The organism is Pontibacillus chungwhensis BH030062 (assembly GCF_000770675.1).
Lineage (GTDB): Bacteria > Bacillota > Bacilli > Bacillales > BH030062 > Pontibacillus > Pontibacillus chungwhensis.
On the sequence record NZ_AVBG01000011.1, the window covers coordinates 1 to 26,480 of the forward strand.

29 protein-coding genes and 1 pseudogene are annotated in these 26,480 nt (G+C 38.9%); 12 read left to right on the forward strand and 18 right to left on the reverse strand.

The window, feature by feature from the left end; genetic code table 11:
- Positions 1-275 precede the first annotated feature (275 nt).
- On the forward strand, positions 276-428 hold the full coding sequence (prli42, locus tag N780_RS19920) for a stressosome-associated protein Prli42 (protein ID WP_156969185.1): 153 nt from the start codon (positions 276-278) through the stop codon (positions 426-428).
- Between the two features lie 56 nt (positions 429-484).
- On the opposite strand, the gene N780_RS13580 is transcribed toward prli42, so the two are convergent.
- Entirely contained in the window at positions 485-2,557 is a 2,073-nt protein-coding gene (locus N780_RS13580) for a thioredoxin domain-containing protein (protein ID WP_036785139.1), read from the reverse strand.
- A 165-nt stretch (positions 2,558-2,722) separates the two neighbouring features.
- On the opposite strand from N780_RS13580, the gene N780_RS13585 reads away from it, so the two are divergent.
- Positions 2,723-3,049, forward strand: a complete 327-nt coding sequence (locus N780_RS13585; RefSeq protein WP_036785142.1) for a hypothetical protein — start codon at positions 2,723-2,725, stop codon at positions 3,047-3,049.
- Between the two features lie 98 nt (positions 3,050-3,147).
- On the opposite strand, the gene N780_RS13590 is transcribed toward N780_RS13585, so the two are convergent.
- On the reverse strand, positions 3,148-3,621 hold the full coding sequence (locus N780_RS13590; RefSeq protein ID WP_036785144.1) for a GNAT family N-acetyltransferase: 474 nt from the start codon (positions 3,619-3,621) through the stop codon (positions 3,148-3,150).
- A gap of 303 nt (positions 3,622-3,924) precedes the next feature.
- Positions 3,925-4,197: a hypothetical protein gene (locus tag N780_RS13595; RefSeq protein ID WP_036785146.1), complete on the reverse strand. Its 273-nt coding sequence runs from the start codon at positions 4,195-4,197 to the stop codon at positions 3,925-3,927.
- A gap of 249 nt (positions 4,198-4,446) precedes the next feature.
- On the opposite strand from N780_RS13595, the gene spoIIP reads away from it, so the two are divergent.
- Positions 4,447-5,580, forward strand: a complete 1,134-nt coding sequence (spoIIP, locus tag N780_RS13600) for a stage II sporulation protein P (RefSeq protein ID WP_052115075.1) — start codon at positions 4,447-4,449, stop codon at positions 5,578-5,580.
- A gap of 272 nt (positions 5,581-5,852) precedes the next feature.
- Here the strand turns inward: spoIIP and N780_RS13605 are convergent, their stop codons facing one another.
- Positions 5,853-6,440 carry a YgaN family protein gene (locus tag N780_RS13605; RefSeq protein ID WP_500038623.1) on the reverse strand — a complete coding sequence of 196 codons (588 nt, stop codon included), beginning with the start codon at positions 6,438-6,440 and terminating at the stop codon, positions 5,853-5,855.
- Positions 6,441-6,640: 200 nt separating this feature from the next.
- Between N780_RS13605 and N780_RS20195 the strand changes: the two genes are divergently transcribed.
- Both N780_RS20195 and N780_RS20200 read left to right on the forward strand, forming a co-directional pair.
- Positions 6,641-6,859, forward strand: a complete 219-nt coding sequence (locus N780_RS20195) for a VOC family protein (protein WP_232299542.1) — start codon at positions 6,641-6,643, stop codon at positions 6,857-6,859.
- Positions 6,860-6,883: 24 nt separating this feature from the next.
- Positions 6,884-7,024 (forward strand): annotated as a pseudogene (locus N780_RS20200) (VOC family protein); the annotation flags it as partial.
- A 290-nt stretch (positions 7,025-7,314) separates the two neighbouring features.
- Here the strand turns inward: N780_RS20200 and N780_RS13615 are convergent.
- Together N780_RS13615 and N780_RS13620 are read right to left on the reverse strand one after the other, a co-directional pair.
- The gene (locus N780_RS13615; RefSeq protein WP_036785151.1) at positions 7,315-7,869 is read right to left on the reverse strand and encodes a cysteine dioxygenase; all 555 of its coding nucleotides are present in this window, start codon (positions 7,867-7,869) and stop codon (positions 7,315-7,317) included.
- A 1-nt stretch (position 7,870) separates the two neighbouring features.
- Positions 7,871-8,785: a DMT family transporter gene (locus N780_RS13620; protein WP_036785154.1), complete on the reverse strand. Its 915-nt coding sequence runs from the start codon at positions 8,783-8,785 to the stop codon at positions 7,871-7,873.
- Positions 8,786-9,006: 221 nt separating this feature from the next.
- On the opposite strand from N780_RS13620, the gene N780_RS13625 reads away from it, so the two are divergent.
- Positions 9,007-9,759 carry a class I SAM-dependent methyltransferase gene (locus N780_RS13625; RefSeq protein ID WP_036785156.1) on the forward strand — a complete coding sequence of 251 codons (753 nt, stop codon included), beginning with the start codon at positions 9,007-9,009 and terminating at the stop codon, positions 9,757-9,759.
- 44 nt (positions 9,760-9,803) lie between these two features.
- Here the strand turns inward: N780_RS13625 and N780_RS19925 are convergent, their stop codons facing one another.
- The 3 genes from N780_RS19925 to N780_RS13635 form a co-directional block, all read right to left on the reverse strand.
- A complete protein-coding gene (locus N780_RS19925; protein WP_156969186.1) occupies positions 9,804-9,956 on the reverse strand; it encodes a hypothetical protein in 153 nt (50 codons plus the stop codon).
- A 132-nt stretch (positions 9,957-10,088) separates the two neighbouring features.
- On the reverse strand, positions 10,089-10,412 hold the full coding sequence (locus tag N780_RS13630) for a hypothetical protein (RefSeq protein ID WP_036785159.1): 324 nt from the start codon (positions 10,410-10,412) through the stop codon (positions 10,089-10,091).
- Positions 10,413-10,475: 63 nt separating this feature from the next.
- Positions 10,476-11,675, reverse strand: coding sequence for a helix-turn-helix domain-containing protein (locus N780_RS13635; RefSeq protein ID WP_036785161.1), 1,200 nt, complete (start codon positions 11,673-11,675; stop codon positions 10,476-10,478).
- A 118-nt stretch (positions 11,676-11,793) separates the two neighbouring features.
- On the opposite strand from N780_RS13635, the gene N780_RS13640 reads away from it, so the two are divergent.
- The 4 genes from N780_RS13640 to N780_RS13655 all read left to right on the forward strand — a co-directional run bounded on the left by N780_RS13640 (position 11,794) and on the right by N780_RS13655 (position 15,494).
- A complete protein-coding gene (locus N780_RS13640; protein ID WP_232299546.1) occupies positions 11,794-13,044 on the forward strand; it encodes an MFS transporter in 1,251 nt (416 codons plus the stop codon).
- 60 nt (positions 13,045-13,104) lie between these two features.
- Positions 13,105-13,710 (forward strand): hypothetical protein, encoded by a 606-nt coding sequence (locus N780_RS13645; protein WP_036785164.1) that lies wholly within the window; start codon positions 13,105-13,107, stop codon positions 13,708-13,710.
- Between the two features lie 109 nt (positions 13,711-13,819).
- Positions 13,820-14,437 (forward strand): hypothetical protein, encoded by a 618-nt coding sequence (locus tag N780_RS13650; protein ID WP_036785167.1) that lies wholly within the window; start codon positions 13,820-13,822, stop codon positions 14,435-14,437.
- 202 nt (positions 14,438-14,639) lie between these two features.
- Entirely contained in the window at positions 14,640-15,494 is an 855-nt protein-coding gene (locus N780_RS13655) for an STAS domain-containing protein (RefSeq protein ID WP_036785170.1), read from the forward strand.
- Positions 15,495-15,537: 43 nt separating this feature from the next.
- Here N780_RS13655 and N780_RS13660 read toward each other — a convergent pair whose 3' ends face one another.
- From N780_RS13660 to N780_RS13680, 5 genes are all read right to left on the reverse strand, one after another.
- A complete protein-coding gene (locus N780_RS13660; protein WP_036785173.1) occupies positions 15,538-15,933 on the reverse strand; it encodes a hypothetical protein in 396 nt (131 codons plus the stop codon).
- A 103-nt stretch (positions 15,934-16,036) separates the two neighbouring features.
- A complete protein-coding gene (locus tag N780_RS13665) occupies positions 16,037-16,333 on the reverse strand; it encodes a hypothetical protein (protein ID WP_198135864.1) in 297 nt (98 codons plus the stop codon).
- Between the two features lie 31 nt (positions 16,334-16,364).
- A complete protein-coding gene (locus N780_RS19300) occupies positions 16,365-16,838 on the reverse strand; it encodes a DUF4937 domain-containing protein (protein ID WP_052115077.1) in 474 nt (157 codons plus the stop codon).
- Positions 16,838-17,425: a hypothetical protein gene (locus N780_RS13675; protein ID WP_036785177.1), complete on the reverse strand. Its 588-nt coding sequence runs from the start codon at positions 17,423-17,425 to the stop codon at positions 16,838-16,840. The genes N780_RS19300 and N780_RS13675 overlap by 1 nt, the downstream gene beginning before the upstream one ends.
- A gap of 237 nt (positions 17,426-17,662) precedes the next feature.
- Positions 17,663-19,045: a DUF2254 domain-containing protein gene (locus tag N780_RS13680; RefSeq protein ID WP_052115078.1), complete on the reverse strand. Its 1,383-nt coding sequence runs from the start codon at positions 19,043-19,045 to the stop codon at positions 17,663-17,665.
- A gap of 193 nt (positions 19,046-19,238) precedes the next feature.
- Here N780_RS13680 and N780_RS19305 point away from each other — a divergent pair, with 193 nt between their 5' ends.
- Positions 19,239-20,063: a restriction endonuclease gene (locus N780_RS19305; protein WP_052115079.1), complete on the forward strand. Its 825-nt coding sequence runs from the start codon at positions 19,239-19,241 to the stop codon at positions 20,061-20,063.
- A gap of 138 nt (positions 20,064-20,201) precedes the next feature.
- Here the strand turns inward: N780_RS19305 and N780_RS13690 are convergent, their stop codons facing one another.
- Both N780_RS13690 and N780_RS13695 read right to left on the reverse strand, forming a co-directional pair.
- Positions 20,202-21,197, reverse strand: a complete 996-nt coding sequence (locus tag N780_RS13690) for a hypothetical protein (RefSeq protein ID WP_036785179.1) — start codon at positions 21,195-21,197, stop codon at positions 20,202-20,204.
- A complete protein-coding gene (locus tag N780_RS13695; protein ID WP_036785182.1) occupies positions 21,181-21,693 on the reverse strand; it encodes an RNA polymerase sigma factor in 513 nt (170 codons plus the stop codon). The genes N780_RS13690 and N780_RS13695 overlap by 17 nt, the downstream gene beginning before the upstream one ends.
- Before the next feature lie 763 nt (positions 21,694-22,456).
- Between N780_RS13695 and N780_RS13700 the strand changes: the two genes are divergently transcribed.
- Positions 22,457-24,100: an SLC13 family permease gene (locus tag N780_RS13700; RefSeq protein ID WP_036785184.1), complete on the forward strand. Its 1,644-nt coding sequence runs from the start codon at positions 22,457-22,459 to the stop codon at positions 24,098-24,100.
- A gap of 282 nt (positions 24,101-24,382) precedes the next feature.
- Here the strand turns inward: N780_RS13700 and N780_RS13705 are convergent, their stop codons facing one another.
- Positions 24,383-25,198 (reverse strand): alpha/beta fold hydrolase, encoded by an 816-nt coding sequence (locus N780_RS13705; protein ID WP_052115080.1) that lies wholly within the window; start codon positions 25,196-25,198, stop codon positions 24,383-24,385.
- Between the two features lie 396 nt (positions 25,199-25,594).
- Positions 25,595-26,368, reverse strand: coding sequence for a class I SAM-dependent methyltransferase (locus N780_RS13710; protein ID WP_036785186.1), 774 nt, complete (start codon positions 26,366-26,368; stop codon positions 25,595-25,597).
- Between the last annotated feature and the right edge of the window lie 112 nt (positions 26,369-26,480).

A 26,480-nucleotide genomic window follows, 5' to 3' on the forward strand; every position in this document is an offset into this window, starting at 1 on the left:
CGGCTGAGGAGACTCACCAGCTCCCCACAGGAAAGCGAGTGGTTTCCAGTCCCACCTTACACACAATTAGAGCTAACGGAAACATTCTCTCAGTTTCGAGTCTTCAAGATTACTGCCCTATTTTTGAACAAACTGGTTAAATAACAACCTTAAACGGTAACAAAACCTTTCTAAGCAGAAGATCAAGCAACAGAAGTGTATGAAAAGGAGACTTGTTCATTTTCAGAATTCGGGTTAAAATGGGACTAGTATCGGGGACGAAGGAGGTCAATACTATGGCATCTAAAACTACACAAAAGAAACAAACAGAATCTACACAGCAACGCAAACCATCAAAGCGTGAAAAGCGTCAAAAGTTTGTTGTGTACCTTATGATTGTAACGATGTTATTAACATCACTACTTGCTGGAGCAGGTATGTTCTTATAATGAATGGATCGAAAAAAAGCATTTGGCTATTGAAGCCAAATGCTTTTCTTTTTTTCTTATGCTTTTATATGGCGGATCGCTTCTGCGACTTCTGTAGTAGGAGGCATACAAGAAAAGTTTTCGCAGATATAGGCAGTCGAACGATTATGAATTTTTTTATAATCTGCTGTGAAAGGTGCAAGGCTTGCAAGTCTTTCTACAGAATCACCAACGAGATAAGTCAATTCAGGGTGGAAATCTTCTTGAAGAGAACGCAGTAGTTCATTCATTCCGTCATCCCCTTCACTTTTAAGGACCACAACTTCTTTAGCGCTACTTTGAATAAGCAAATACGTCTGCAAAAAGTACGCATGCCCATCTGAATACTTCACTAAGTCATCTGTGAAGGAAGCAATTGTATGATTTACAACTTCTTCTTTCCTAACATCACCAGTTAATCTTGCTAATCGCAAAAGCTGTAAGGAAGCTACACTATTCCCAGAAGGCACCGCTCCATCCGCAGCTTCTTTAGGACGGGTTATAAGCTGTTCATGATCGGTACCATATAGATAGAAACCTCCCTGATCTGCATCTAAAAATAAAGCCATCATTTGCTCACTAAGTATATTCGCCTTTTGTAAATAGTCAAGGTTAAAACTTGCTTCATACATTTCGATATATGCCCATAATAAATACGCATAATCATCAATTAGCCCTAAATGTTTCACTTCACCATCTCGATATCGCACCATAAGGCGGCCATCTACAAATAGGTGCCGTTCTATAAATTGTAGGGATTGTTTCGCTTCTTCAAAATAGGTTTTGTTTCCAAACACTCTAGAAGCTTTTGCAAGAGCTGTAATCATCATTCCATTCCAGGAGGTGATAATTTTATCATCTTTAAATGGACGAACCCTCGCCTCTCTTGCCTCAAATAACTTCTCCCTCCCAACTTCAAGTGACTCCCGAAGCCTTTTTTCTTCTAAGCCATTTCGTAATGCATAGGATTTGAGGTCAAGTTGAAGCAAATTCGGAATACTTTTCCCTTCAAAGTTCCCTTGTTCTTTAATGTCATATACGTCACAAAACAATTCCCCCAGATGTTGTCCAAGGATTTCTGTTACTTCATTAGGAGTCCAAACATAAAACTTTCCTTCCACACCTTCTGAATCCGCGTCCTCAGCAGAGTAAAAGCCTCCCTCTGCATGCTTTAATTCACGAAGAACATAAGAAATAACTTCTTGTGCTATCTTTTTGAAACGCTCTTCTTTAGTTACTTGATAGGCTTCTGTATACGTAATCGCAAGAAGAGCTTGATCATAAAGCATTTTCTCAAAGTGCGGCACTAAAAATTTCTCATCAACACTGTACCGGGAAAATCCGTATCCAATATGGTCATATATTCCTCCAGCCGCAAGTCCATCCAGGGTTTTCTCAACCATACTAAGAGCCTTTTCTTCTCCAGAATATCGATAGTAACGTAACAAATACATTAGTGTGTGGGGTCTTGGGAATTTTGGAGCACTACCAAAACCTCCATATGTCTCATCGTAGTTATTATGGAAGGCCTCATAGGTTTGGTGAAGGACGTCTTTTGTTAAAACTGTGGTATTTTCCATATTAAACGCCTGGTCGAGTGCATTTTGTACATTATTCTCAATGTTTTTCACTTTGTCAGGCTGCTCTTTAAAGTTGTGATAGAGCTGCAAGATCACATCGCGAAAACCCGGCATCCCGTACCTGCTCTCTTTTGGAAAATATGTACCAGAATAAAAAGGGACCTGTTCAGGGGTGAGGAACACGTTAAGAGGCCATCCGCCCATCCCGTTCATCATATGACAAACAGTCATATAGATTGAATCCAGATCTGGTCGCTCCTCCCGATCTACCTTTATCGATACAAAGCGCTCATTTAAAAGCTTTGCTACCTTCTCGTCTTCAAAGGATTCTCGTTCCATTACGTGGCACCAATGACAAGTCGAATACCCAATGCTTAGAAAGATCGGCTTCCCTTCTAAATTTGCTTTTTGAAAGGCTTCTTCTCCCCATGGGTACCAATCAACAGGATTGTATGCGTGCTGAAGCAAATAAGGGGATTTCTCATGAATTAACCGATTAGGCTTTTTATGTAAAGATTCATAGTGATCCATTATTTTCTTACACCTCATTATTTTGGTTTATGCATGCCACTATAACATATCTTAAAGGAGATAAAGGTAGAATTTGTAGAGATTTGAATTGTTATTCCCCTCATAAAGCATCTCTTTATTGAAACACTAAGTAAGGAGAACCACTCTTAAAGAGAGGATGTTTCGATGAAGAACAATCAATGGTGGTCCATGTTTAATACAAAAAAACAACCCATGTGGATGGGACTGTTTGGTAAACGAAAAAGAAGCCGTGGCCCGATGGTGATGTCTGTCTTAGGTGTAATGGCTACAATGGTTAGCGCTGCCTTTTATGGTATCGCGCGCGGTCGCCAGGATGAAGGCACGAATCAAAATGAACCGATGCGTAAATATGCTGGTAAGATTCAGGAGTATATGAAGCGTGCTGACTCCCGCCCTTCAGGAGCTGCGTTCGCGGAATTTGCTGATGAGATTATGCCAGATGCCAATAAAAAACCTGAAGAAAAAAAGTAAAAAAGCGGGCGACTCTTATGAGTCGTCCACCTTTATTTAAATGAATCTCTAAACATTAAGAAAGGCTTATACCTATTTGCTCACTTAAAGCAGTTACATTAGATGAGTCTTTTCTTCATCACAAGATCAGTCGTTTCATACCCCATTTTTTTATAGAGTCCAAGGGCTATTTTATTATGAGCGAAGACGTGTAGCCCAATTTGGCTAATCTCCAACGATTCAGCATATACCTCTAATGCTTTCATAGTGGCCGTACCGTATCCTTTTCCTTGTTCTTCTTCGTGCAGTTTTATATCATAAATAAATATGTGCGCTTCTTCAAGACGATGCTGACGATGAAGCCAGATCATGCCAACCTCGTTTCGATCCTCATTGACGATCGTAAATAAATCGTGATCATTCGTATCAAGATCATTTGGCAAAAGCGTCTCAAATTGCTCTTGTGCATTAATCAGGGCTTCTGACTCTGTCCAGTTCCCTGCTTTCACATGTTCCATAGCGTATTCACGTATTGAATCTGTATAATAACTTTCGAATGTTTCTTGTTTCATTGGTATAAAGCGTACTTTCATTATCATACCCCCTTCACCTCACCTCAGTTTACCCTATGCCCATCACTGTTCATCGTATACCTGAGCTTTTAGAAAAGGCAAGTAGGAAGATTACTATCTTAGTCGAACTCTCCTTTTCTTTTTTAACCCCTGGCTAGGCCCACCTCAAGCACGGAAACATTCTCTCAGCTTCGAGTGTTCCGCATAAGGTGCTTATTTGTAAAAATGAAATCTACATAACAGAGAAAATAAATAGAAGACAAAATCATTATGATTTCATCTTCTATTCATTCGTAATTTTTATATTTTAATGAGTAAGCAACTCTACTGACTCGCATCCACCTTTACGATGTTCTCACGAATCATGGCAATTGAGATGATAAGGGCCACTAAGCTTAGGATAAAAAAACCTGCGGCATAGGTTGGAATCCTTTCTTCTGGGAGTAAATCAGTAATCTCGATAAGAAAGAAATACACACCAATTCCATCCCCATCTATGTTTGTACCAAGAGACCATAGTTTCAAACCCTTACTAAATGATAGTAATGCAAGCAAAACTAAAATAGCCACACCTGACCAACGGCGAAGAAAATCCATACACCTCTCCCTCCTTACTCACTTTTACTACACATACAACGTAAATCCTTCTAAAGGGAGGTTTTTATCCATTAAATGACAAAGGTTTTCATTAAATTACTTTTTTCGACAAACACCTATATTGCCCTCTTTCATCGTCTAACTCTCTATTTAACAATTCAATCTCTTTTAAAGATTGCTAGAAAACCTATTTTTATTTAATATTCTTCTTCCCTCTCACATAAAGATAGAGTGAGGGAGGGGTCACGTTTGCAACGAATATCAAAAGCTTCTATACAATCAAAGGTAACTTTCATAAGTCGATATCTAGTAATCTATGGGTTCCTATTTATTATGATCGCGATTATGACGGCTACCTCTTATAGCAAAACATTCTTATCATCTCAGACAATTGAAAATGCCTTAAAGTCGTTTCAAAGCACAGAAGTATTGTTGGCTGTAATGGGGAGAGAAATGCCCCCTCTTTTACAAGAATATGAAGAAGAGGTACCAGATCTATCTACTTCTAAATTTGTAGTTGATGCTTTAACCGATATTCGTCTTGGAGATGCACGTAGTCTTCTTGGGCGGGAGATACCAGGGTTAGATGCGTACCATACAGAAATCTTAATAGCCGGAGAGGGAACAGATTACACCACACTTCCATACGAGTCTCCACCGCCCGATGACTTCTTCTCAAGCGCTGAGGATAAAAAGGATACATCACCTGAAGAAGATAAAGTACCAGAAGAAGCTTCTGTATTGATCTATCATACACATACGTGGGAAGCATTCTTACCAAACTTAAACGGAGCAACAAAACCTAATGAAGCTGTCAGTCACGACGAGACAAAGAATATAGTCAACGTCGGATCCATGCTGAAAGAAGAATTGCTAAAATACAATATTCAATCTCAGCATGTGAAGGATAACGTCGCAACCGAGTTGAAAGAAAGAAACTGGTCATATCCTGATTCTTACAAAGCTTCAAGAGAGATTGCCGCAGAAGCTTTAGCAAAAAATGATAAAGTAGAATACATCTTCGACCTGCATCGTGATTCCGTTGACAAAGAGATCACGACAACAACAATAAACGGACAGCCCTATGCCCGGCTTTTCTTCATTGTGGGTAAAGAGAACAAATTCTATGAGGAAAACCTTCGTTTTGTAACCGAGTTAAACAAGAAACTAAATAAAGAATACCCAAGCATCAGCCGAGGCGTCTTCCAGAAAAGTAAAGCTCAAGGAAATGGACTCTATAATCAAGATTTATCTGAGAAAGCTTTGCTAATTGAGATCGGTGGCTACGCGAACAACAATGAAGAAATTCGAAACACCGTTGCAGCTTTCGCAAAAGTGTTTAGTAAAATGTATGAAGGTGACATGGAAGTAAATGCTCAATAAACCTTGGCTCATTTGGTTTTTATGGGCTGCCTTATCCACACTCGCTTCCTTCTTCATTTTTCACTGGATGATAACGGTTGCATGCTTTGTTGCAGGACTTTCGATAACTGTGGTTACGTTGTTTCATGAGTTTTGAGAGAAGAACTGAGCCTTTTAGCTCAGTTCTTTTCTGTTAGTTAGGCAGAGCTTAAGTCGATCTTCGGATACTTTTGTGCTTCCATATACTTCTTTACACAGAAAAGGCACCTTTCGCCCAAAAAAGTGCCTTTTTATTAATGATTTATATCCTCTTTGTCTTTTATCTCAACACTCATAACAATAGCAAAATCTTCCTCTTTAATTACTTCCGGAAGTTTAGTAGGATCTCCCATCCCACCACTACTTATAGAATTATCGCCAGATGCTACCCAATAGGCGACATAAGCTTCTTCTCCTTTTACTAGCGTGTGTTTCTCTGATAGCCCACCGTAAGTGGACATCCCAAGGTCCTCTGGTATAGTAGCCTTACTACCCCCAAGGCCATTTCCATCTCCCATATAAAGATGGGCTAGTTCCTCATCTTTCAACATTGCAAACGATAAAAGGTCATCTTCATATGTAGTTTTCAGTGCACCAAACATTTTACTACCGCCTTTTAGAAATTCACCATCTTTATAATAGGTAAATGTCGTAACAAGGTCTTCCCCTTCCCCTAAACTGCCATTCATTTCGAAGTATTTTGTATAGCTAATTCCTGTAGCTGATACAAGTTTTTTCTCGCGATCGGTTAACTCAATCGGTTTAATTGTTACATCTTCATTTCCTTTTTCCTCTTCCGCACAGGCTGCTAGTATAACGAAAAGGAAAAGAAATAATATCATTCGTTTCACCTTTTCACCCCTTCATTCAGAGTAATGTGTATAGGTTTGCACATAAAAGGGAACAACCCTAATTTAAGATACTACCCTTACCATTTAACCCCACATTATCGTACCACAATTAACCAAAAACGATATCGCCCAAAAAGGATTTTTTCAATTTTCTAGAAATGGTAGATTAAGAACTTAAAAGGAGCGATTAAATGAAAACAACTAAAAGCCCCATCCATAACAGCATAAACACCATGTTTGTGCCCGTAAGTGACCTACAAACTTCCGCCAGATGGTACTCTGATCTACTAGGTCAGGAATGTAACCCTTCTGAAGTAGAGGAACCAGTCTACAACATGAAGATTGATCACTACACTGGAGTCCTACTCGATGCCGGACCTCCCGGAGAGAAACAAAAAGTAACTCCCTAAGCTCACCCTCTATTCAACTTCCATACGGATGATATTAACGCTTCGTACCAATATGTAAAGGAATTAGGATATAGCATTACCTCTAACATCACACGTTTTGAAGACCTTTCTTTCTTTACAATTAAAGACCCCGATGGCAATATCATTATGATCTGTACAGGCTAGTATTCAAAAGCGAAAGTGCCTGTTTAGCAACGTATAGACTGGACTGAGCCGCAGTGAGGTCAAGGAAACACGATGAGCCTATGCGGATCGATGATGACTGATCGACCGGAGGTGAGGGAAGTCTACTAGTTGCTAGGCACTGGAGCTAGACGATCAAAAGCGAAAGTGCCTGTTTAGCAACGTATAGACTGGACTGAACCGTAGTGAGATCAAGGATACACGATGAGCCTATGCGAATCGATGTTGACTGATCGACCGGAAGTAACGAAAAGGCTTAAGGAAGATTATCCTCAAGCCTTTAACTTTAATTCTTTTACACGTTGCCGCAAATCCTCCGGCCACCAAGCTCCACAATCTTCTGAGACAACACAAGCCGCGCACGCCTCCAAGTCATACACCATCATGTCTTTTATTGGAGGAGCATAGAGGTGTAAAGTAATTAACCCACTCTCGTTACGATCTTTCATAGTATGCACCCCTTTAACAGGAGCGAACAGAAACTCTCCTGCATGTTTTTGTTCATCAAATAAAGCACGTGGAATCCGTCCGTCTTTAACCTCAAAAACCGTGTGCTTAGTCGTACCGTTTAGGACGTGTATCCACCCATAAGAATTACCGTGATCATGAGGGGCACATTGAAGGTTTGACCAGTTCATCACGAGCAGTTCCACCTCTTGGTTATGAAACAATACTTTTCTGTAATAAGGCTTCCCTTCAGGGTCCTTAAGATGCTCCTCTACATCATCCACTTTTGTATCAAGCTGCATAAGTGCATACCTTAACTCTTCTTTTGAAGGTGATTTTAGTTTTCCGAGAACATCTTCTAAACGATGTTTCCATTCCATCCTATATCCTCCTCTTTTTAAGTAATCTGATTAGGTTCCACACTTGACCATTTACAAAGACGACGCCCACGATAATAATGACGCCTCCTGCTATACTTTGGAAAAAGATTTTTTCGTGAAGAAGCAAAACCGCTGCTATTAATGTAGCTAGTGGTTCTAAATACATAAACGCAGACGCTTGAGAGGCTTCAAGCACTTCATGTGCTTTTCCCCAATACCAATAAGCAATACCTGAGACAAACACCCCAAGAAAAATAAGGTGCCCCCACTCTGTAGCAGATAAAAACGGTAAGCTCTGCCATCCTCGGCTTTTCACAAGAATGGGGACTGTTAGCAAAAAGGATAACGCACTCATATAAAACGTAATGACTAATGATGGTAAAGGTATGGGTAAGCGTTTGAGTAAAATACCATACACCGCCCAGTTCAACGTACTAAGAAGCATGAGAAGATATCCAATATTTATGGCAAATTCTAACCCCTGTCCACTTCTTGAGGTCGTAATCAAGATTACCCCGGCTATAGCCGAAACTATACCAATAGCTCTAGACAAGGTTACTTTCTCATGTAGAAAAACCATGGATAAAAAAACAGTAAACACAGGAGAAAATGAAATCATCCACCCTGCATGGGAAGCATCAATAGTTAATAGCGCTGTTGCTTGTATAATTTGGTGAACGAAGACTCCTAGTATTCCAAGCACAATTAGAGATGGAATAGACCTGAGGGATAGTTTCATAGGATATCTCATTACGAGCAGCACACATAAAAGAAAGATTGCCCCTATCCCAAACCGAATGACCAGGACTGTGTAAGGGTCAAGTTTATCTAAAACAGCCTTTGTCGAGACAAAAGAAATGCCCCAAAACGTGATGGATAAAGTCGCATAAAAAGAGGCAGCAATTTTGGATGGCATAAACGACGCTCCCCATTTCGAAAGATCTTCTTTCTTTCATCCTATGCCTGTCCAAATGGTTCATGAAAGAATCATTTGGAAATTTTTATTGAGAAGAAATGGTTGTTAACCTACAATAGAGATAGAATTGTCGGAAAATTAGGAGGATGACCGTGCTCTTATACTATTGATCTTTGTGAAGTTCTCATCCAACATCCATTTATTAAAAGGAGGACTTACACATGGAATGGGTTAAAGAATTTTATAATAGGCAGTATGAACTGTTAACAAATAACCCCTTGAACCAGATACTACGGGATGACTTGGTTGATAAGATGGAGGATCTATTGGAGGAAAAGCCCCGCAACCTCCTCGAATTAGGTGGAGGGACAGGTCAGTTTGCTGTTGCTGCAGCCAAACGAGGATACGACGTAACTGTTATTGAACTTGTTCCAAAAGCGGTAGTGAGGATGAAAGCCTTGGCTACAGAGCATGGAGTTGAAGATAGTATTCATATCATAGAAGGGGATTTCTATGAAGCAGAGTTTAATCACCCTTTTGACTGTATTTGCTATTGGGACGGCTTCGGCGTCGGCTCAGATGAGGACCAAACGAAACTCCTACACCTAATAGAAGAATGGTTAAGTCCTGGTAGCCAAGCGATCATTGATTGCTACACTCCTTGGTATTGGGCAAATGCTGCCGGAATAGAAATGAGCTTTGATGACATTATGAGACAGTATGACTTTGATCCTTATCACTGTCGAATGATTGACACTTGGTGGTCAGTTAACGATGAAAGCCAAGCTGTGACTCAGTCGCTTCGTTGCTACTCCCCAGCAGATCTTGAACTTCTCCTTACGAAAAGCACTCTCCTACTGGATCACTCTATACCAGGCGGGGCTGTGGATTACGATAAAGGGGAATACGAGGAAAGAGTACCACTCCACCAAGCCATGTCTTACACAGCTTGCTTGGTGAAGAGCAGACCTTAAAGAATTAAGGAGTATGAAATAACCGATTATTTCATACTCCTTTCTTATGTATGACCTATTTCTATATATACAATAAATATAAGGGTAGGTAAGATAAAGGCTACAGCCGCTTCCCAAAACGAAAGAATATCTACAGCCCCTAATACGAAAACAGTATTCATAATGATACAATATAAAATGATAAGTTTTTTTAGCAAATTCTTACCCTCCCTTCACCTTGCATTACCCTCCTAAATTGTACCATATACATTTTTCCCCATCCCTTAATCAAACTATAAAAAAAGATCCCATCTCATTTCGAAATAGGAACTTCTAAGAAAATGATTGTATTAATGTCCGCCACCATGGCCTTCAAGATCACCAATGGCTTTAACTGTGGGAGGATGAGCTTTTGAATATTCATATTCAATATCATAAGTCTCACCGACTTCAACAAGGTTCCAGGTCATCTTGTCTTTAAATCTTAATTCTTTCTTCATGCCTTCTACCTTGATTATGTACTTATGGGATTTTTCCATCTCTTTATCATGTTTCTCAATAACTTTAACATCATGTAGCGTATCGTGATGGGCAATTTTCGTATTCAAGTAAAACGATAATCCCGTGATTACAATGATGCTGACAATAATAGTCTTGATTAATTTTTTCTTCACGGTATGTCCTCCTTCTGTTTCCTCGTTTCTATTTAATCATAGAATAAGTCTGTTGACCATTTTTTATGAGAAATGTTTAAAGGTTTCATTCACAAATGCTTGATAAGGGGTTTCGGGTAAACCTTTGATCCCTTCATAAGCTTCTTTTGCATACATCTTACCCTTTTCCCATTCCCCTAAATCCTTAAAGCAAAGGGCTTGATAGGCTTTTACTTGGTGGATCATGGAACGATCAAACGGATGCACCCACTCTGGGATAATGGTAAATTGATTTAATAGGTCTAATGCTTCTTCTACATTACCCATATGATATAGAGCCTTCCCCTTTTCCATAACATAATACGAATCCACTGATCCTCCTGTCACATCTTTAAAATCCTCAATAGTGCGGATCGCTTCTTCATATTCTCTTGCAGCTTCATTATAATAATGGGATTTCAATAACAGTACCGCTGCTTTTGTCTCAGCACTATCTACAAACTGACTGTATAAATCAAGCTTTCCTAGATAATACGATACATCCTCATCATTTCGCATCATAATCGCATATAAACAAGCGATGCGGTATTGTTCTTCAATATGGTAAAAGATTTTTGTTGTTCTTGAGTATGATATCGCAGATTGCAGAACTTCCTTCGCTTCTTTATTTTGCCCAGTTGCAAAAAGCAAAGAAGCTTCATGAGTCTTGTATTTCAAAGAGGTTAACGTTTCAAGTGCTGCCCCTTTTGATTGAATTACGTCACGTTTCTCTCTTAATAAATAGAGGGATTCATCGTATTGCATATCTTCCATCCTCATCCACGAATTGAACAATGTCAGTTGAGCGGACTCTTCATAAAGGTGTAATGTCATATACTGATGATCCGCAAGATCTAAATAAGCTTCCCAATTTGGATCCCCTCTTTTGTATAAACTCTTTCCGTAGATCTCTAACACTTTGGCTGATTCATAGGACAAAGGGAAGTGCTCGGTTTGAACTAATGAAACCTGTCTTACGACTTCCTCATCATTTCCTTCTCTGAAGTAAGTTTCAATAGTAGCTAGAAGATCTCGCATTTCTGTTGCACTGACTTCCTCAAGTAACTCGTTCACGGTTACATCAAGCTGTTCTGCAATGTAATGAAGACTTTCCATTGAGGGCTTTGCTTTATCATTCTCAATTAAGCTAACCATCCCTTTAGTCATATGTTCACCAGCTAACCCCTGCAACGTTAACCTTTTCTTCTTCCTAAGTGTTTTAATACGCTCTCCTAAAGATCTCATACTATCCCCCCTCACTATGTTTAATTATATTAAACTTTTTCCTTTTTTGAAAGCTTGCGTTATGTTATGATTTGTTTAATTTAATTAAACTCACCTCTAAGGGGCGATTCTATTGCAAGTGGAAAAACGAGTAATTTACCATTTATGGGCGTTTGCGTGTAGTAAGTTTATATCATCTTTCGGAAACAACGTTTATGGATTTGGTATTAGCTTATATATTTTAACAGCTACAGGTTCAGCCATTGGATTTGCCGTAAATCTTATTTGTAACACCCTCCCAAGGGCAATACTGGCCCCATTTGCTGGCACATTTGCCGATCGGTTATCAAAGAAGAAAATGGTCCTCTTCTCTCAAGGAGGTGCGGCACTTATTGTTACGAGCTTATTAACCTTTACGTATATTCATAACCTCAACATGTACGCTATCTATACAGCTACGACATTACTCTCACTCTGTTCAACCTTTAATAGCGTCACTCTTACTTCAGCGATTACACAACTATTTGATCAAGAAAGAATTCAAAAAGCAATGGCCTTTCAACAAGCTTCCATTTCTCTATCGACAATCGGTGGGCCTATTCTTGGAGGAGCGTTATTTGGACTTGTTTCCATGAAGACATTTCTATTCATTTACATTTCGAGCTATGTCGTTTCAATCTTATTACAATCTACCATGAATTTCTCCCTTTACAGAAACCAACCTCATACCAAACCATCTTCTTTATATACCTCTCTCATAGAGGGCTTGCAATATGTAAGGCATAATCAAACACTCTTTAACTTATTTCTGGTATCTTTACTTATAAATTTCTTTGCCGTTGCTCTAGCTATTGGACTACCTTATATGGCAGTTGAACGACTTGATATTCAACCTGAGCACTTCGGTATTATAGAAGGGACTTTTGCATGCGGCATGCTTCTTGCTTCGGTGTATTTTTCTGTAAGAAAGACATCCCGTAACCCACTTCGATTAACAAAGTGGGGGATTATAATAGCAAGTTTCCTAATGGCACTTACCACTTTGCCCTTGGTGTTCTCGCTTAGTTATCTGGCTAACGTAAGCTATTATATTATAATAGGTCTCTTCTACGGAATCTCTATATCCTTGATTAACACCCCTCTTGGTGTACTTTTGCAGAACGTGATTGAGGAAGGCGTAAAAGGAAGGGTGTTTGGCATTATGGAAATGATGGCGCAGGGGTTATCTCCGCTTGGGATGATGACTTATGGATTAGCCTTAGATAAGATAGGTGCTTTATGGAGCATTATTCCATCAAGCTTGTTTATGATTGGTTTTACATTACTTCTTCTGAATAGAAAACGTATTAGAACCAATCCTATTGAACCCTCATCTGCAACTAAAGCATAAAAGGCGTCCCGCTCCACCTTTTTCCATGCTATAATAAACCCAAGAAATGGAGGGATCATTTTGCAAAGCTTACCTACATTTATATTAAGTGCAGTAGGGTTTTTCTTTCTTTATTATTTCGAGATTACAAACCTATGGCTTATTGCTTTCTTTGGAGTGCTAATGGTAGCCTTTGCGATCTTCCCGACACTTAACATTTTGTTATGGGAGAAGGATATACCCAAAATCGAACGATTTTTGTTAAAGAATAAGAAAAACCTTACCTTTTATACGGTATATGCTCTCGCCAATGGGCTAGATGAGGAAATTAAATCTAGTACAGAAAAATTAGTCTCAAAATCAAAACAGCGTTCACGTCAAGCCCTTTACAAAATCGGCGAAGCCCTTCATTTTAAAGATCTTGAAGCTGCTAATGAAGAGCTGAGTTATATTACAGCACCTGCTTATCGCGCGTATTATGAAGGTTTTATACGTCTGGAAGAGGGAGATCTAGCACATGCTAATCGCATTATTGATGAGATTCAAACCACTTGGATGAAAAATACTTTAATGGCAGAACGAGAAAGGTTGGCTGGTCAATTAGATGAGGCAATCCATTATGCAGAAGCGGCCAAAAAGAATTCTAAAGGACTTCAATACTATACATTACATAAGACATTTGAGTGAGAACTTGGTATCTAATGCATAAATTATATCTTATTGGACTCTAACTGAAACTTCCCCCACCTTCCGTTCGTCTAACCTACTGAACCAACTTTACAAGGGGACTTATCTAATGAAATCTAAACATCTTTACAAAGGGGCGCTTTCGATAGGTTTGCTGCTTAGCGCTTGGGGAGTGACAGGAAATATGGTAAGTGATGCTTCAAAGAACCACTCACAACTCGAGATTCAAGATCAAACCGAAAACACCCTCTCTACTTCTCTGAATGAATTTCAATACAATGACCATATAAAACAAACGAAAGATCTTCAATATCTTTATACTCATACATTAGCAGATCTTCAACAAGAGGTGTTCGGTGATAAAAATGGTATAAACGAATACGGGGTTACATACCTCGATCGAGAACAACAAAAAATTGTAATTGGACTAATTGAACAGGGGGATCAAACCCAAGAATTTAAAAAGAAAGTGTTGAAAACCCTTCCTCATGAAACTGTTCAATGGAAAACCGTTAATCATTCTATGAATAAACTTATGAGCAAAGTCCCTATGGTTTACGAAGAAACAGATACAATAATTGAAAACAAGGAAAATAACTACCAAATAAGATATGACATGGAGAATAATCGTTTAGAACTTCTAATAGATCACATTACTTCAGAACAGAGACAGAGGCTCATTCAAAAGTTCGGCAGTATGCTTTCCATTCATGTAAACAACATGTAAAAGTTACTAGTGCGCTACATCATTATTTTTGTTCAGAGGCTACACACGACCATACAAATTTAGACTCTTGCCCACTGCTTTTCGTAGATGTGTAATTGACTCCTTTTTCTAGTATATATTCTTTATTTTACTTAATAGGAATATAACCCTTACAATGGAAGGATAGGTGAAGTTAGTCACCAATAGAGGAGGAAACCAATTAATGGGAAAAGAGTACAATTTGAACTCAACGGACTTTCAATCTTTGAAAACCGCCTCTAAGAAGATGTTCAATATGATTAGCACCCGTTTAAATGTTAATACAGCTTACGTAGCCAAGCGCGGAGAAAATGCAATGACAGTACTTAGCTCTTTTAACAAAGATGAGGAAATCATCCCAGAGGGTTACGAAGTAGAGTATGGCGGTAGTTATTGCCGACATATTATTAACAATAAAAACCAAGAGATGCACACACCAGATGTCAATGAGTACCCGGTGACCAAGGACTTAGTCGTCACTCCTGAACTTGGTGTAAAAGGCTACTTAGGTGTTACCCTTACAGATACTGAAGGAACTGTATTTGGAACGTTATGTGTAATGGACAGGGAAGAAAAAGTCTTCAGCGACGAGGACGTAGAATACTTAAAGTCTATGGCTGACCTACTTTCACATATTATCGAGCTCGACCAAACCAAGTTTAATATGGGTTTTCTCAATGTCCCTATCCTTCCAATTACGAACGGAGTATCAATCCTTACGCTCCAAGGAGTAATTGACGATGATCGAGCGAGCAAAATTATGGACACAGTGTTGCGACATACTTCTAGTAAACAAATCGATTATATCATTATTGATTTATCGGGGCTTGTCATTGTAGATGACGTATTTCCGACTTTACTTGTGAAGCTTGTTCAGTCGCTTCAATTAATTGGCGCAGAAACGATTATTACAGGGATTACACCTGAAGCTGCACTTCATAATATAAGTAGTCAGCATATTCAAGACCTGAAGGCAAAGACCGTCCAGAACCTAGAGGGAGCACTTGAATATATCGGCTTCTATTTAAACGAAAAATAAGCAAAAAAATCCCACATTCCATGTTCATGTGGGATTTTTTGGTTTACACCTCTAATGTTCGCAGCCGTTCACTATAAATTTCGTACACTTCAACTGCATCATTAAGTAGATCTAAATCTTTATCGCGCAGATCTGTTGCCAGGATGTTTAAATCTTCCCATAGAAAAGATTTATTTACTTCAATAGCTGAACGTTGGAATACTCCTTCAGAAGACCCTACAGGATCATTGCCATTACGTTTCAGCCGATCTGTTAGCAATTCCATTTCATCAGATACATAATCTTTAAGCTCTTCATAAGGAAGTTGTTGTTCATCATCCCCCATTATAAAGATATCCAACTTCCCTCTTACAACAAACAAATCAGCTAAATAATTATTCACCATTTCAACTTCGTCCGGTAACAAGTCGGCCTCTCTGTTCTGTACAAGATTATTCATATCGATCACCTCTGTTTATCTATTTTTCTTCCCCTATTATATGGATGATAAACTACCGACCATTATTCCTATTATCTTCAACTTTCTGTAATATAATTCTAGGTTATTCTATTATTACCGCTTCATCAGTGATCTTGCCATTTCCGAATGTCCAAATTCTATATTCTGTATCAGAGCCTTTCTTAACAATTAGGACATATTCTCTAAAGAACTCACCCCACCCTCCTAGTCTATTAATGCTTTCAATCGAAGTAATTTCCGGATTATGATTGAGTACTTCCGACTTAACACTCTGGAATTTCGCTTGTACGATCAAGGTCATTGCTAGATAACCTACTAGTAATGTACCGGCTAAGCCTCCTATTGTTGTGAAGAGCAGTTTTTTATTTAATTTATTCAACAACTCATCCCCTTTTAGTTTATTCCTGTTTTTATAGCCTTTCAACATTCCAACTTTTCTCTAATTGAATGGATACTTCTCCGGAAATGGGAGTAGTATCAAATGCCAAACTTATGGTATGGCTCTTATTATTAATAGAAGAGAACACATATCTACTTTCTAAATCAGATTTGTGGGATATAGAGCATGTTTCTAGTTGAGCAAAAGGAGGGATCACCAAGGGGGATTCTCGATGATATAAGGTGACCCAAATACCATCATAAGTCCTCTCTTGACCATTATTTTGAACAAATCGATCATGCATGTTCCTCATAAATTTTTGATACGATGAGAGGTCCTCCCAAAAACTAAAAATATAAGCCGTTTCTAAATCAGACGAATCCCAACCGCCAAACTGGCCACTAAATCCATCCATTTCACTAAGGTCACTCCAATAAGTTTGAGCTTCTTGAAATGATTCCTTTAGATTTACTGGTACGTGACACTTTATTCGTTTAAGGATCATTACCCACTGTCACCTTGGATCATTTGACTTGCTAGGTCCATCAGTAATTCTTTAATCTGTTCAGAGTTGTCTCCACTCCCTGCATGGGAAATTTCATGTAGGACACCATCTTTCATCCAGTACACACTTGGAGATTGAAAATCTTTCTCCTCTTTATTGGAAGAAGCTGAGTAATAAGCTTTCTGACCGCCCGATAGCTTAATTTCATTACTATGTTTAATAAGTTGTTCAAAGTCTACTAGTTCAAAATCTGCAGCAAAAATCGCGATACTCTTTTTATCCCTTCCTTCTGTAGAAGCTGTAAGAGCTATCCCGATATCTTGTTGATCATCAGGATCTTTAAAGTCGCTAATGAGCACATCATCGAACGAACCATAGGCTTCTGGAAGGTCAGTCGGAATCCTCAATCGAAATGGAAGAGACTCAACAGCTTCTTCTACTGAGTTCGCTTCATACATTGTCGGTTGCTCTTTTTCTGTTTCAAGTACATTCTCATAAACCTTTAAATGATCTGTGTTGAGCATGGCACCCTCACTTTGACACCCTGCTAACAGAGCAAGGGCTAACGCTCCTATGTATATCTTCAAAAGCTCGCTCCCCTCCTGACATTTATTGCATTGTCGTTTGAGTCTTTGTACTAAAGACAAGCCATCCCTTTATTAAATTAGTAAAAGAATGAATTAGATCATAAAATTTCATTCATCATTTTACCATATTTACCAGTTATAAAGTCTTGCATAATCATGATTTTACCTAAAATTGTAACACATCCAAATAAAAGAAGACGCTACCCATAAATATAGAGTAACGTCCCTACGTATGATCTAGCCAAATTGTGGATCTACACGAATGGTGCACAAGAGATTTTCTTTCACGGATTGGAAAGCATCAACCTCCCCTGTGTCTTTTGAGATCTTATACAGGGGGTCAAGTAACGTATAACAATCCTGCCTATGCAGTTGACAGTCTTGAAGCCCTAGCACGGTTTCATATGCGAACTCCCACAGGTCTTTATGCAACTTCTCAGGAAGCACCTTTGCAAGTAGAGCTGTCATCCTTAATATCTCTGATAAGATAGCGGTGTTGTGGTTCGCGTATTCCCGTACATGAGCAAACCCTTTATGAAGATAAAAGCTGAAATCTTTCTGATCGAGTATAAATCGAAGCTTCCCCTTTCTGTCTCCGAGATATGGAGAGAAATTGGATTGTTTCCCAATGCTTTTCAATAAATCTGTAATTTGATGCAACGTGTTTGATACGGTTAAAGGATCATTGTTACCAATCGCTTTAATGGCCACTTCAGCAAGCTTATTGACACCGTACTCAAGATCCTGAATTTCAGTTTGCTTTTCACCGATCTCAATGAAACCTAAATACTTATCATCATTGATTACGTTATTTTTTGTCCATATTGTTAGTAATGGAGCCTCGCTTAGGACAAATTCTCCAATGCCAGCCTCAAGCTTTACAGTAATCCCATCACGTTCTGCTTCTTGGACAATTTGGGCAATATCAGCAAGCTGAACATACCCTGTTTTAGGAGAAAACAAGACAATCCCTTCTTCATCCGGTAATTTTTGAACACGACCATCCTCATAATCGAGTATGAAAGGTTCCTCTTCCTGTATGAGTGATTCTTGGACAGATTTTGATTTCTCATTCATATTAAAACTAATATTGTGTACCTGCATCCATGTTGTCGTATGATTAATAAAGTAAACAAATGTTAATGCTGCAATAATCGCAGTCAGGATCGATAGAATTGGAGTTGCAAAGATATATTCTTCCTTCTCATGCGTAACATATAGGAAGTTTAACAACACATAGATAAAGCTGCCGTTAAAGATTCCTAATACATGCTGCGTCATCTTATCACTCACAAAGTTGACAAGCATCTTTGAGGAGAATTGACCACTAAAAGTTGTTAATGCAACCAGCAATGAGTTAATGGTAAAAGCACTAAGTGTCAACACTCCACCAACAAGTGCACTCAGTAACACTTGGAGTGTTGTCCCACTAAATCCTAGTCCAACAGGTAAATACGATCCGACATCTAATATATAGTCCAAATAAAACGTAAATATAGATAATAAAATAGCGCCAGCAATATACCATAAAGGCATAAACCAAAGAGTAGAGTTTAGTTCTGTTTTCCTCTGTCTTCTTGACATGGAACCATATTTCTTAATGTAACCAAAAAGGCTCATGATTGATCCCCTCACATTCTTAGAAAGTACTCCTCCCTCGTTCCCCCATCATAATGGATTGAACCCGTACCAACTACAAATTCATACAACCGTAAAATAATGATAGGAGATTGTAATATAATTGGCTGAAATCCCCTTATAACTATCCTATAAATGGAAAAGATAGCTCTATAACATCAATAAGGGTGGTTGCATGAACAAACGCAAACGAAAGAATTCTCTTCTAAGTCCAGCTTTACAATCAAGATTAATCATCAGTTGCTTTATATTTATAGCACTATTACTAAGTATCAGCATCAGCGAGGAAGACTTACAAACGAGATGGATCTTAAGCGCCTTACTCCTTGGTATGAATATTTACACTGCTAAAGCATTAGCGCTTCATCTGACCTATAAGAGATCGAAAAGGATACGCACCTGGTCTTTAATTGAGAAACTAAGACTAAGCATCTATCTATTTGTTACCGTACTTACAATGGGAGCGAGTGCTTCTTGGGAAGTATATAGCCTTTACAGTATTGCTTTAGGGCTTTTGCTCGTCCATAAGTACAGCGACACTCTATTCTCCAAGAGTAAAGACGGCTTTGAGACTCTTGCGATGAATGAAATTGACCAAATGAGCGGGACGGAGTTTGAACAATTTGTCTCTAAACTATATGAGGGCCTCGGATATTCCACTCAGCTCACACCTTTAACAGGGGATTACGGCGCAGACATTTTAACGGTGAAGAAAAAAGTAAAGACAGCTATTCAAACAAAGTGCTACGGAAAAGATAAGAAAGTTGGGGTTAACGCTATTAATGAAGTTCTTGGAGGAGCAGGGTATTGGAAAGCTAATCGTAAAGTTGTCCTAACAAACCGTAGTTTCTCAAATTCAGCTATAAAATCAGCACAGCGAAATGATGTAACTTTAATCGATCGAGAGGGATTACAAATCCTCTTGGATCAATATAAAAAGGAAATCGACCGCGGTAGGAACAAAAGACGTTTCCCGTTGCAGAAACGATCTGGAAAATAATTCTTAAAAACTTAAAATTAGCCCAGAACGCTTGCTGTTCTGGGCTTTCTTGGTAACACTTTGTCGTATATAGCGCAATTCCTAAGGTCTGAATTATGGGTTATTGCTAAGACGAAAGAAAACTAAGTCTCATTCGACTTAGTTTCCTTTCATTTTATATGGACTTTTAACTTCCGATAACAACAGGGTTTCATTTTCATCTATGATCACTTCAAATTCTTCTTGTTCTTTTAGTGAATCTGGTAGTTTCAGATTTTCTTTATAACCTGTGCTCCCAACAACCTTTATTGAAAAAGCAGTATTTGATTGTACTAGAGATAAAGAAACTACGCCTACTTCTTCCTCATCCAATGATTCCACGTTTAGAGCACGAAGGATAGCTAAATGCCTCTCATCAGATAATTCCTGTATGGTAAGTTCAAAGTTCTCACTTTTCCCCTTGTAAATAGAAGTATCTTTTGCGGTGACTTTAATTTCCCTGACGATGCCTGCTAGCTCTTCCTTAACTTCACTATACGTTGCAAGGTTTTCAGAAATAGGATTTGAGTTATGAATATAAGAAATTTTTGTAATGAGATCAGAGATTTGTTCCTTTAATTTAGGTTCTTGGATTAGTTGTTCTGCTGAACTTAAAAATACCCATGTTGTCTTTACGTTAGACTTCCACGTTTCTAGCTTAGGCTCTATGTCCAAACTCTGCATTTCCTCTTCGGTATATTGAAAATAAGCAGAAACATCCCTATGATTAGCAAGGGGGTTAACCCTCTTAGACTCAGGTGTATAAAATATTGAAGCATTGTAGAGATAGCCTAGAGCAACTCTTTTGTCCGGAAGGTTGAGAGAAGAGAAAAGGTGGAAATCAGAATAAATTGGCTCAACTCCTTCAAAGTACTTTTGAGTTGCCGTCCATTCTTGTTCAGCCGGTCCAGAAGGTCCTTCTTCCATTAGTAGCAGCGTTACACTACTAATCATGAGAAGAAAAGCTACAACGGATAAGGGGTATAGAAACCAATTACGATTTCTTTTTTGTGTTTTAGATTGAATTCTATTCCAATTCCTGGCTTTTCTATTTACATCCATCTCAAAAGATGGGAGCTTTTTCATTTCATCTTTCAAATTATTGTGATCGCGCATGTTCAATCCCCCTTTCATTCATTACGCACGCTAATTTCTCTTTAGCCCTGTGAAACGTTGTATCCACTTTAGCAGTACTCCACTTCAACACCTCGGCTGTTTCTTTAGTGCTTAAATCCAGAATCCCCCTACAAATGACGACATCTCTATATTTGGGCTTCAAACTATTAATTGCTTCATACAATCGCTGATCTTCTTCTTTATTTAATACTATTTCTTCTGGAGTCAAACCAACCTCATGACTCTCTCCTCTATCTATCAACCTTTCCCATTTTTTCTTTCTGTATCGATCAATAGAAACGCGTCTTGCAATTGAGAATAGCCACGTCTTTGGTGAAGCTTTTCCTTTAAATGAAGGAGCATGTTTCCAAGCTCTTATAAACACTTCTTGAACTAAGTCATCTACGTCATCCGTTCGATTGTAATACACGAGAAACTGGTACACATGCTGACTGTATAATTCGTACCATTCCTTTAACTGATCTTCCTGATCCATACACCCTCCTCCTTTATTCTTTATCCATTGGCTCTGTTAATGCTTAGTGTTGATTTTGTTCCATATAAGCCCCCTTATGTGGAACACTTGAAGTTGAGAGGATGCTTCCGTTTGCTCAAATTAAGAGTAAGGTGGTTTGGGAAATCACTCGCTTTCCGCGGCGAGCTGGGAAGCCTCCTCGTTCGCTACGCTCTCTGTGGGGTCTCCCCTAGGCTCCTACTGCCGCAGGAGTCTCGCAATTTCCCGAACCACCTTTGCCATATATAGAGGGAACGGAAGCATGCTACATAAGGGGGCGGAATGTTGGATCCCCGCCATAATCGAGCTGGAGGGACGTTATACTTAACCTGGTAAGGGGTGTCTGGGGAACGAGGAGACTCCTGCGGGAGAAAGAGGTCGACGAGATCCCGCAGGGTGGTTTTCCCGAGGAAGCTCGACAGCTCGCCCGCGGAAAGCGAGTCGTTCCCCAGACACCCCAAACTCTCAACAAAATAACGGCCCCATTTGCACTAAAATGTCTCAGTTTCGATCCTTCACTAATTCTGCCCTATTCTTGAAGAGGGTTGTTGTAAAGAAGAACAACAGCAAACTTTAGCAGAGCCTATCCATTAGACGATAGAAAAGCTATTAATCTTACAGTTTTATGTAAATCGATTTACAGTTTAATACAAAGATTACTACAATTTCGATAGAATTTCATAGTTTTACCACTTCTATACAAGGGAACTTCCTAACGAACATAATGTTATAGAGGAGAGATTTCATGATTACACAAAGATGGACTTGGCTATGGGAGAAGCATGAGCAGGCTAAAGATTTGATGCGTTTTTTTGCAAAACCAGATGAAAACGCCTCCTCTACAAAAAAACATTTCTCACAACAATCTTCTGGGGGAGATGATGGTGGAGGAAGGAGTTTTAAGAAAGCACAGTTAATCGGGCTGTTTGCAGGCCCTCTGTTATTTGCACTTACCTTTATCTTTTTTCAACCTGAAGGACTTTCTTATGAAGGGAAAGCAGTATTAGCTAGTACCATTTGGGTCGCAGTATGGTGGATGACTGAAGCCGTACCTATTCCGGTTACTTCTCTCATCCCCATTGTGCTATTTCCATTAACCGGCGGTCTGAATATGGAACAGACAGCCTCATCTTATGGAGATGACACGATCTTTTTATTTATGGGTGGCTTTATGATTGCACTTGCTATGGAGAAATGGAACCTACATAAGCGCATAGCACTAACGATTATTTTAGCAATCGGAACAAATACCAAACGGATCATTTTAGGATTTATGGTCGCGACAGGTTTCTTATCGATGTGGATCTCTAACACCGCTACTGCTATGATGATGGTGCCAATTGGTCTTGCGATTATATATCAGGTTTCTGAACAATTAAAAGATGATTCGATTGATACATCTAAAGAGAACTTCGGATTTGGAAAGGCCCTGATGTTAGGAATTGCTTATTCCGCTTCAATCGGAGGTATTTCTACACTCATTGGTACACCACCAAATACAGCTTTTGCAGCTGCTGCTAGCAACCTATACGGAGTGGAAATCTCATTTGCTCGCTGGATGTTGTTTGGGGTTCCTGTTGCCTGGGTGTTTATATTTATCGCCTGGTTTTACCTTGTGAAAGTCGCATATCCCCCTAAAATCAGTGAACTACCTGGTGGACGTGAGGTCATCAAAAATGAAAAAGACGATCTTGGTAACGCATCTTTTGAAGAAAAAGTGATCTTACTCGTCTTTACGCTAGCAGCTTTCTCTTGGGTAACTCGTTCCTTCCTTTTGCAACCTTATGTAAATGAGAATATTGGAGACGCCATGATTGCCCTAACAGCCTCTTTTATACTTTTTGTAATCCCTTCAAGAACCACAAAGGGAGACCGACTTCTTGACTGGGACACTGCGGTTAAATTGCCTTGGGGTATACTGTTACTATTTGGCGGAGGCCTGGCTATTGCAACAGGATTCATTGAATCCGGATTATCTGAGTGGATTGGAAATCGACTTACTGTGTTACAAGGGATTCATATATTTGTTGTTCTTCTCGTCGTTTCTGCAATGGTCATTTTCTTAACGGAGATTACTTCAAATACAGCAACAGCCAATATGATGTACCCGATAATGGCATCTCTAGCTGTGGCTTTAGGTGTTCACCCATATGCCATTATGATTGCTGCAGGCGTGGCTTCTTCATCTGCATTTATGCTCCCTGTTGCCACCCCACCCAATGCAGTCGTTTTCGGTTCTAATTACTTACGAATACCCGATATGGCCAAAGCGGGATTTGCCCTTAATCTGACAGGTATTATCATTGTAACACTTGCTGTTTATTTCTGGCTCCCCATTGCCTGGGGAATAGACCTTACAGAAATTCCAGAGATGCTAAAGAAAGAATAACCAAAAGGACAGGGGCTCTCCCTGTCTTTTTTAATCCTCTTCATAAAATGCTGGGTCTTGATCATTCAATCGCCCGTCACCTTGAGATCACGCTTTAATTTATCCCTTTCTGTTTCATGTAAAAAATAGTCAAGGATTATATAGCTCTTCCATTGTTTCTTAAGACTTATACATCAAAAAAAAGAGATTATTAAGAAAATCTTAACAATCCCTTTATACACGTTCCATCTCATGATGTTTTAATTAGGTACACGAGTTAATAAAACGTTACTTAATGGTCATTTAAGTAAGAGAACTGTCCCTTAACTCGTGGTCTTTAATATCGCCTTTTTCCTTCAAGAATGAAAGCACACAATTGTTAAACTCTTTAGGCTTATCAATATTAACTACATGTCCACTTCCAGGAACCAATATTAACGTAGAGTTCCCCGCCTCTTTTGCATCTTTTCTAATGTACCCCTTGAACATATGGTCCTCTTCTCCAGTTAAATAAAGTTTAGGAACATGAGAAGCTACTTGTTGAACGTGCTCAAATGTTCGTTCTACCGTGTGAAGGATTTTATACCAGCCAAGAAACTCTTTTCGTTCCATTTCTGTAGCTTCTTTAATAAAAGCGTCTCTAGAAGATTTATGACTATTCTTAGGCATTAATATATAAGCAAATAATGAGTAGATCCACATGTGAGGTGCCATATTTTTCAACAACCCTCCAAGAGTAAGTAAGACTCGTGATAAAGGATTAATTCTTGTAATGGCACCTCCAAGAACAACGGTTTCCATCCGTTCCGGAGCAATGGATAGAATGTTGTGTATGAGCACAGAACCTAAGGATATTCCGACGAAATGTGCTTTCTCTATATTCAGGTAATCCAATACTCTTAACACTTCTCTTGAAGCTAATTCAAATGAAAAATCCTCGTTATAACTATCAACACTGGGTGAATTTTTATGTCCCGGAAGATTAATAGCAATGATATTAAAATTCTTTCTAAACTCCTTAATTTGCGGGAAGAAGATACTTGAATTCCCCCCTATCCCGTGTAAAAGAACAACATATTCCTTACTACTGTCTTGGCCCAATACTTTATATTCTAACAAAACGACAGTCCTTCCTCATACGCGTTATAACTTGTGGTAGTTGTATGTAACAATCATCTATCCATAAGAGATTTTTTATCCTTAAAAATACATTATCAGATATTTTGCTCTCGAGGCAATTGAAATTAGAAAAAGGATTATCCAAGAGAAGATAAATTTTACAAGTCACTCCTTGTTAGCGGGAAAATAATTTATATTTAGTTGCCCACTTCTTGAAGCAAGACATAGTTTCTTATTCCCTTTTATCAATTGGGGAAACCATTGAAAAGGCACTATATTTTCTGTCATTTTTGAAATTACTGCTTTCGAATACATCATTCTACTTAATTGTCTCAGACCATCTGATTATGCTCTGAAAGATTTATAACAATGTTTTCTATTTACCTTATGAATTTCTTATTTTTTACATACATAGATCATTTCACTGCTAGCAGCGCTTATAGGCCCTTCTTCCCAATCACCATACACATGAAGAATAGAGAGTCCATGCTTCTCAAGTAGTCTCTCCATTTCTTTAGGAAAGACAAACCGAAGAGCTATAAGACTCTTCCCTTCATGCACAACCTCTTCATGTTGATTCTTGTATCTTCTTATTTTCGTATTGTACTGAATCTGACTTAAAGTGTCATATCGGCTTAAATGATACACATCAACCGTATGTCCAGTTGCTTCATCCATATAAGAATGGTCAATCTCCTCTTCCGGTTCACTTATGAGCTCATAGGCATTTGGGAAGCGCGGGCCAAAGATAAACACACCACCTTCATTCAAATGGCGACTAACAGAAGCTAGCAATCCATCTTGAGAATCATTGGTAAGAAAATGTTGAAATGAATGTCCAACAGTAAATATGAAATCCACTTTCCTATGGAGGTTCAAATTCGCACAGTCTTCAAGGAGCCAATTTATATTGTCTTCATTATGGGCTTTACGTTTTGCCTCTTCAAGCATCCCCTGATGTACATCGATTCCCGTTACATCATATCCTGCACGCGCAAGTGGGAACGTGGCTCGTCCAGTTCCACAAGCCAGATCGATAATAGGTCCATTTTGCTTCTCAGCCCACTTCATAAGAAGCGGAATATCACGCTTATATCCACTATTTTGCTCATCGTAACGAGCGGGGTCATCATACTCCTCGAAATTGTAGAATTGCTCTAAGCTTTTCATAGGTACCTCCCATTCCTAAACTAATGTCTTTTAATGAATAATAGAATAGATGAGATCCCCCTAATACAGACGAAGTGTCACCCTTATTACCATAATGCTTTTTACATTAAAT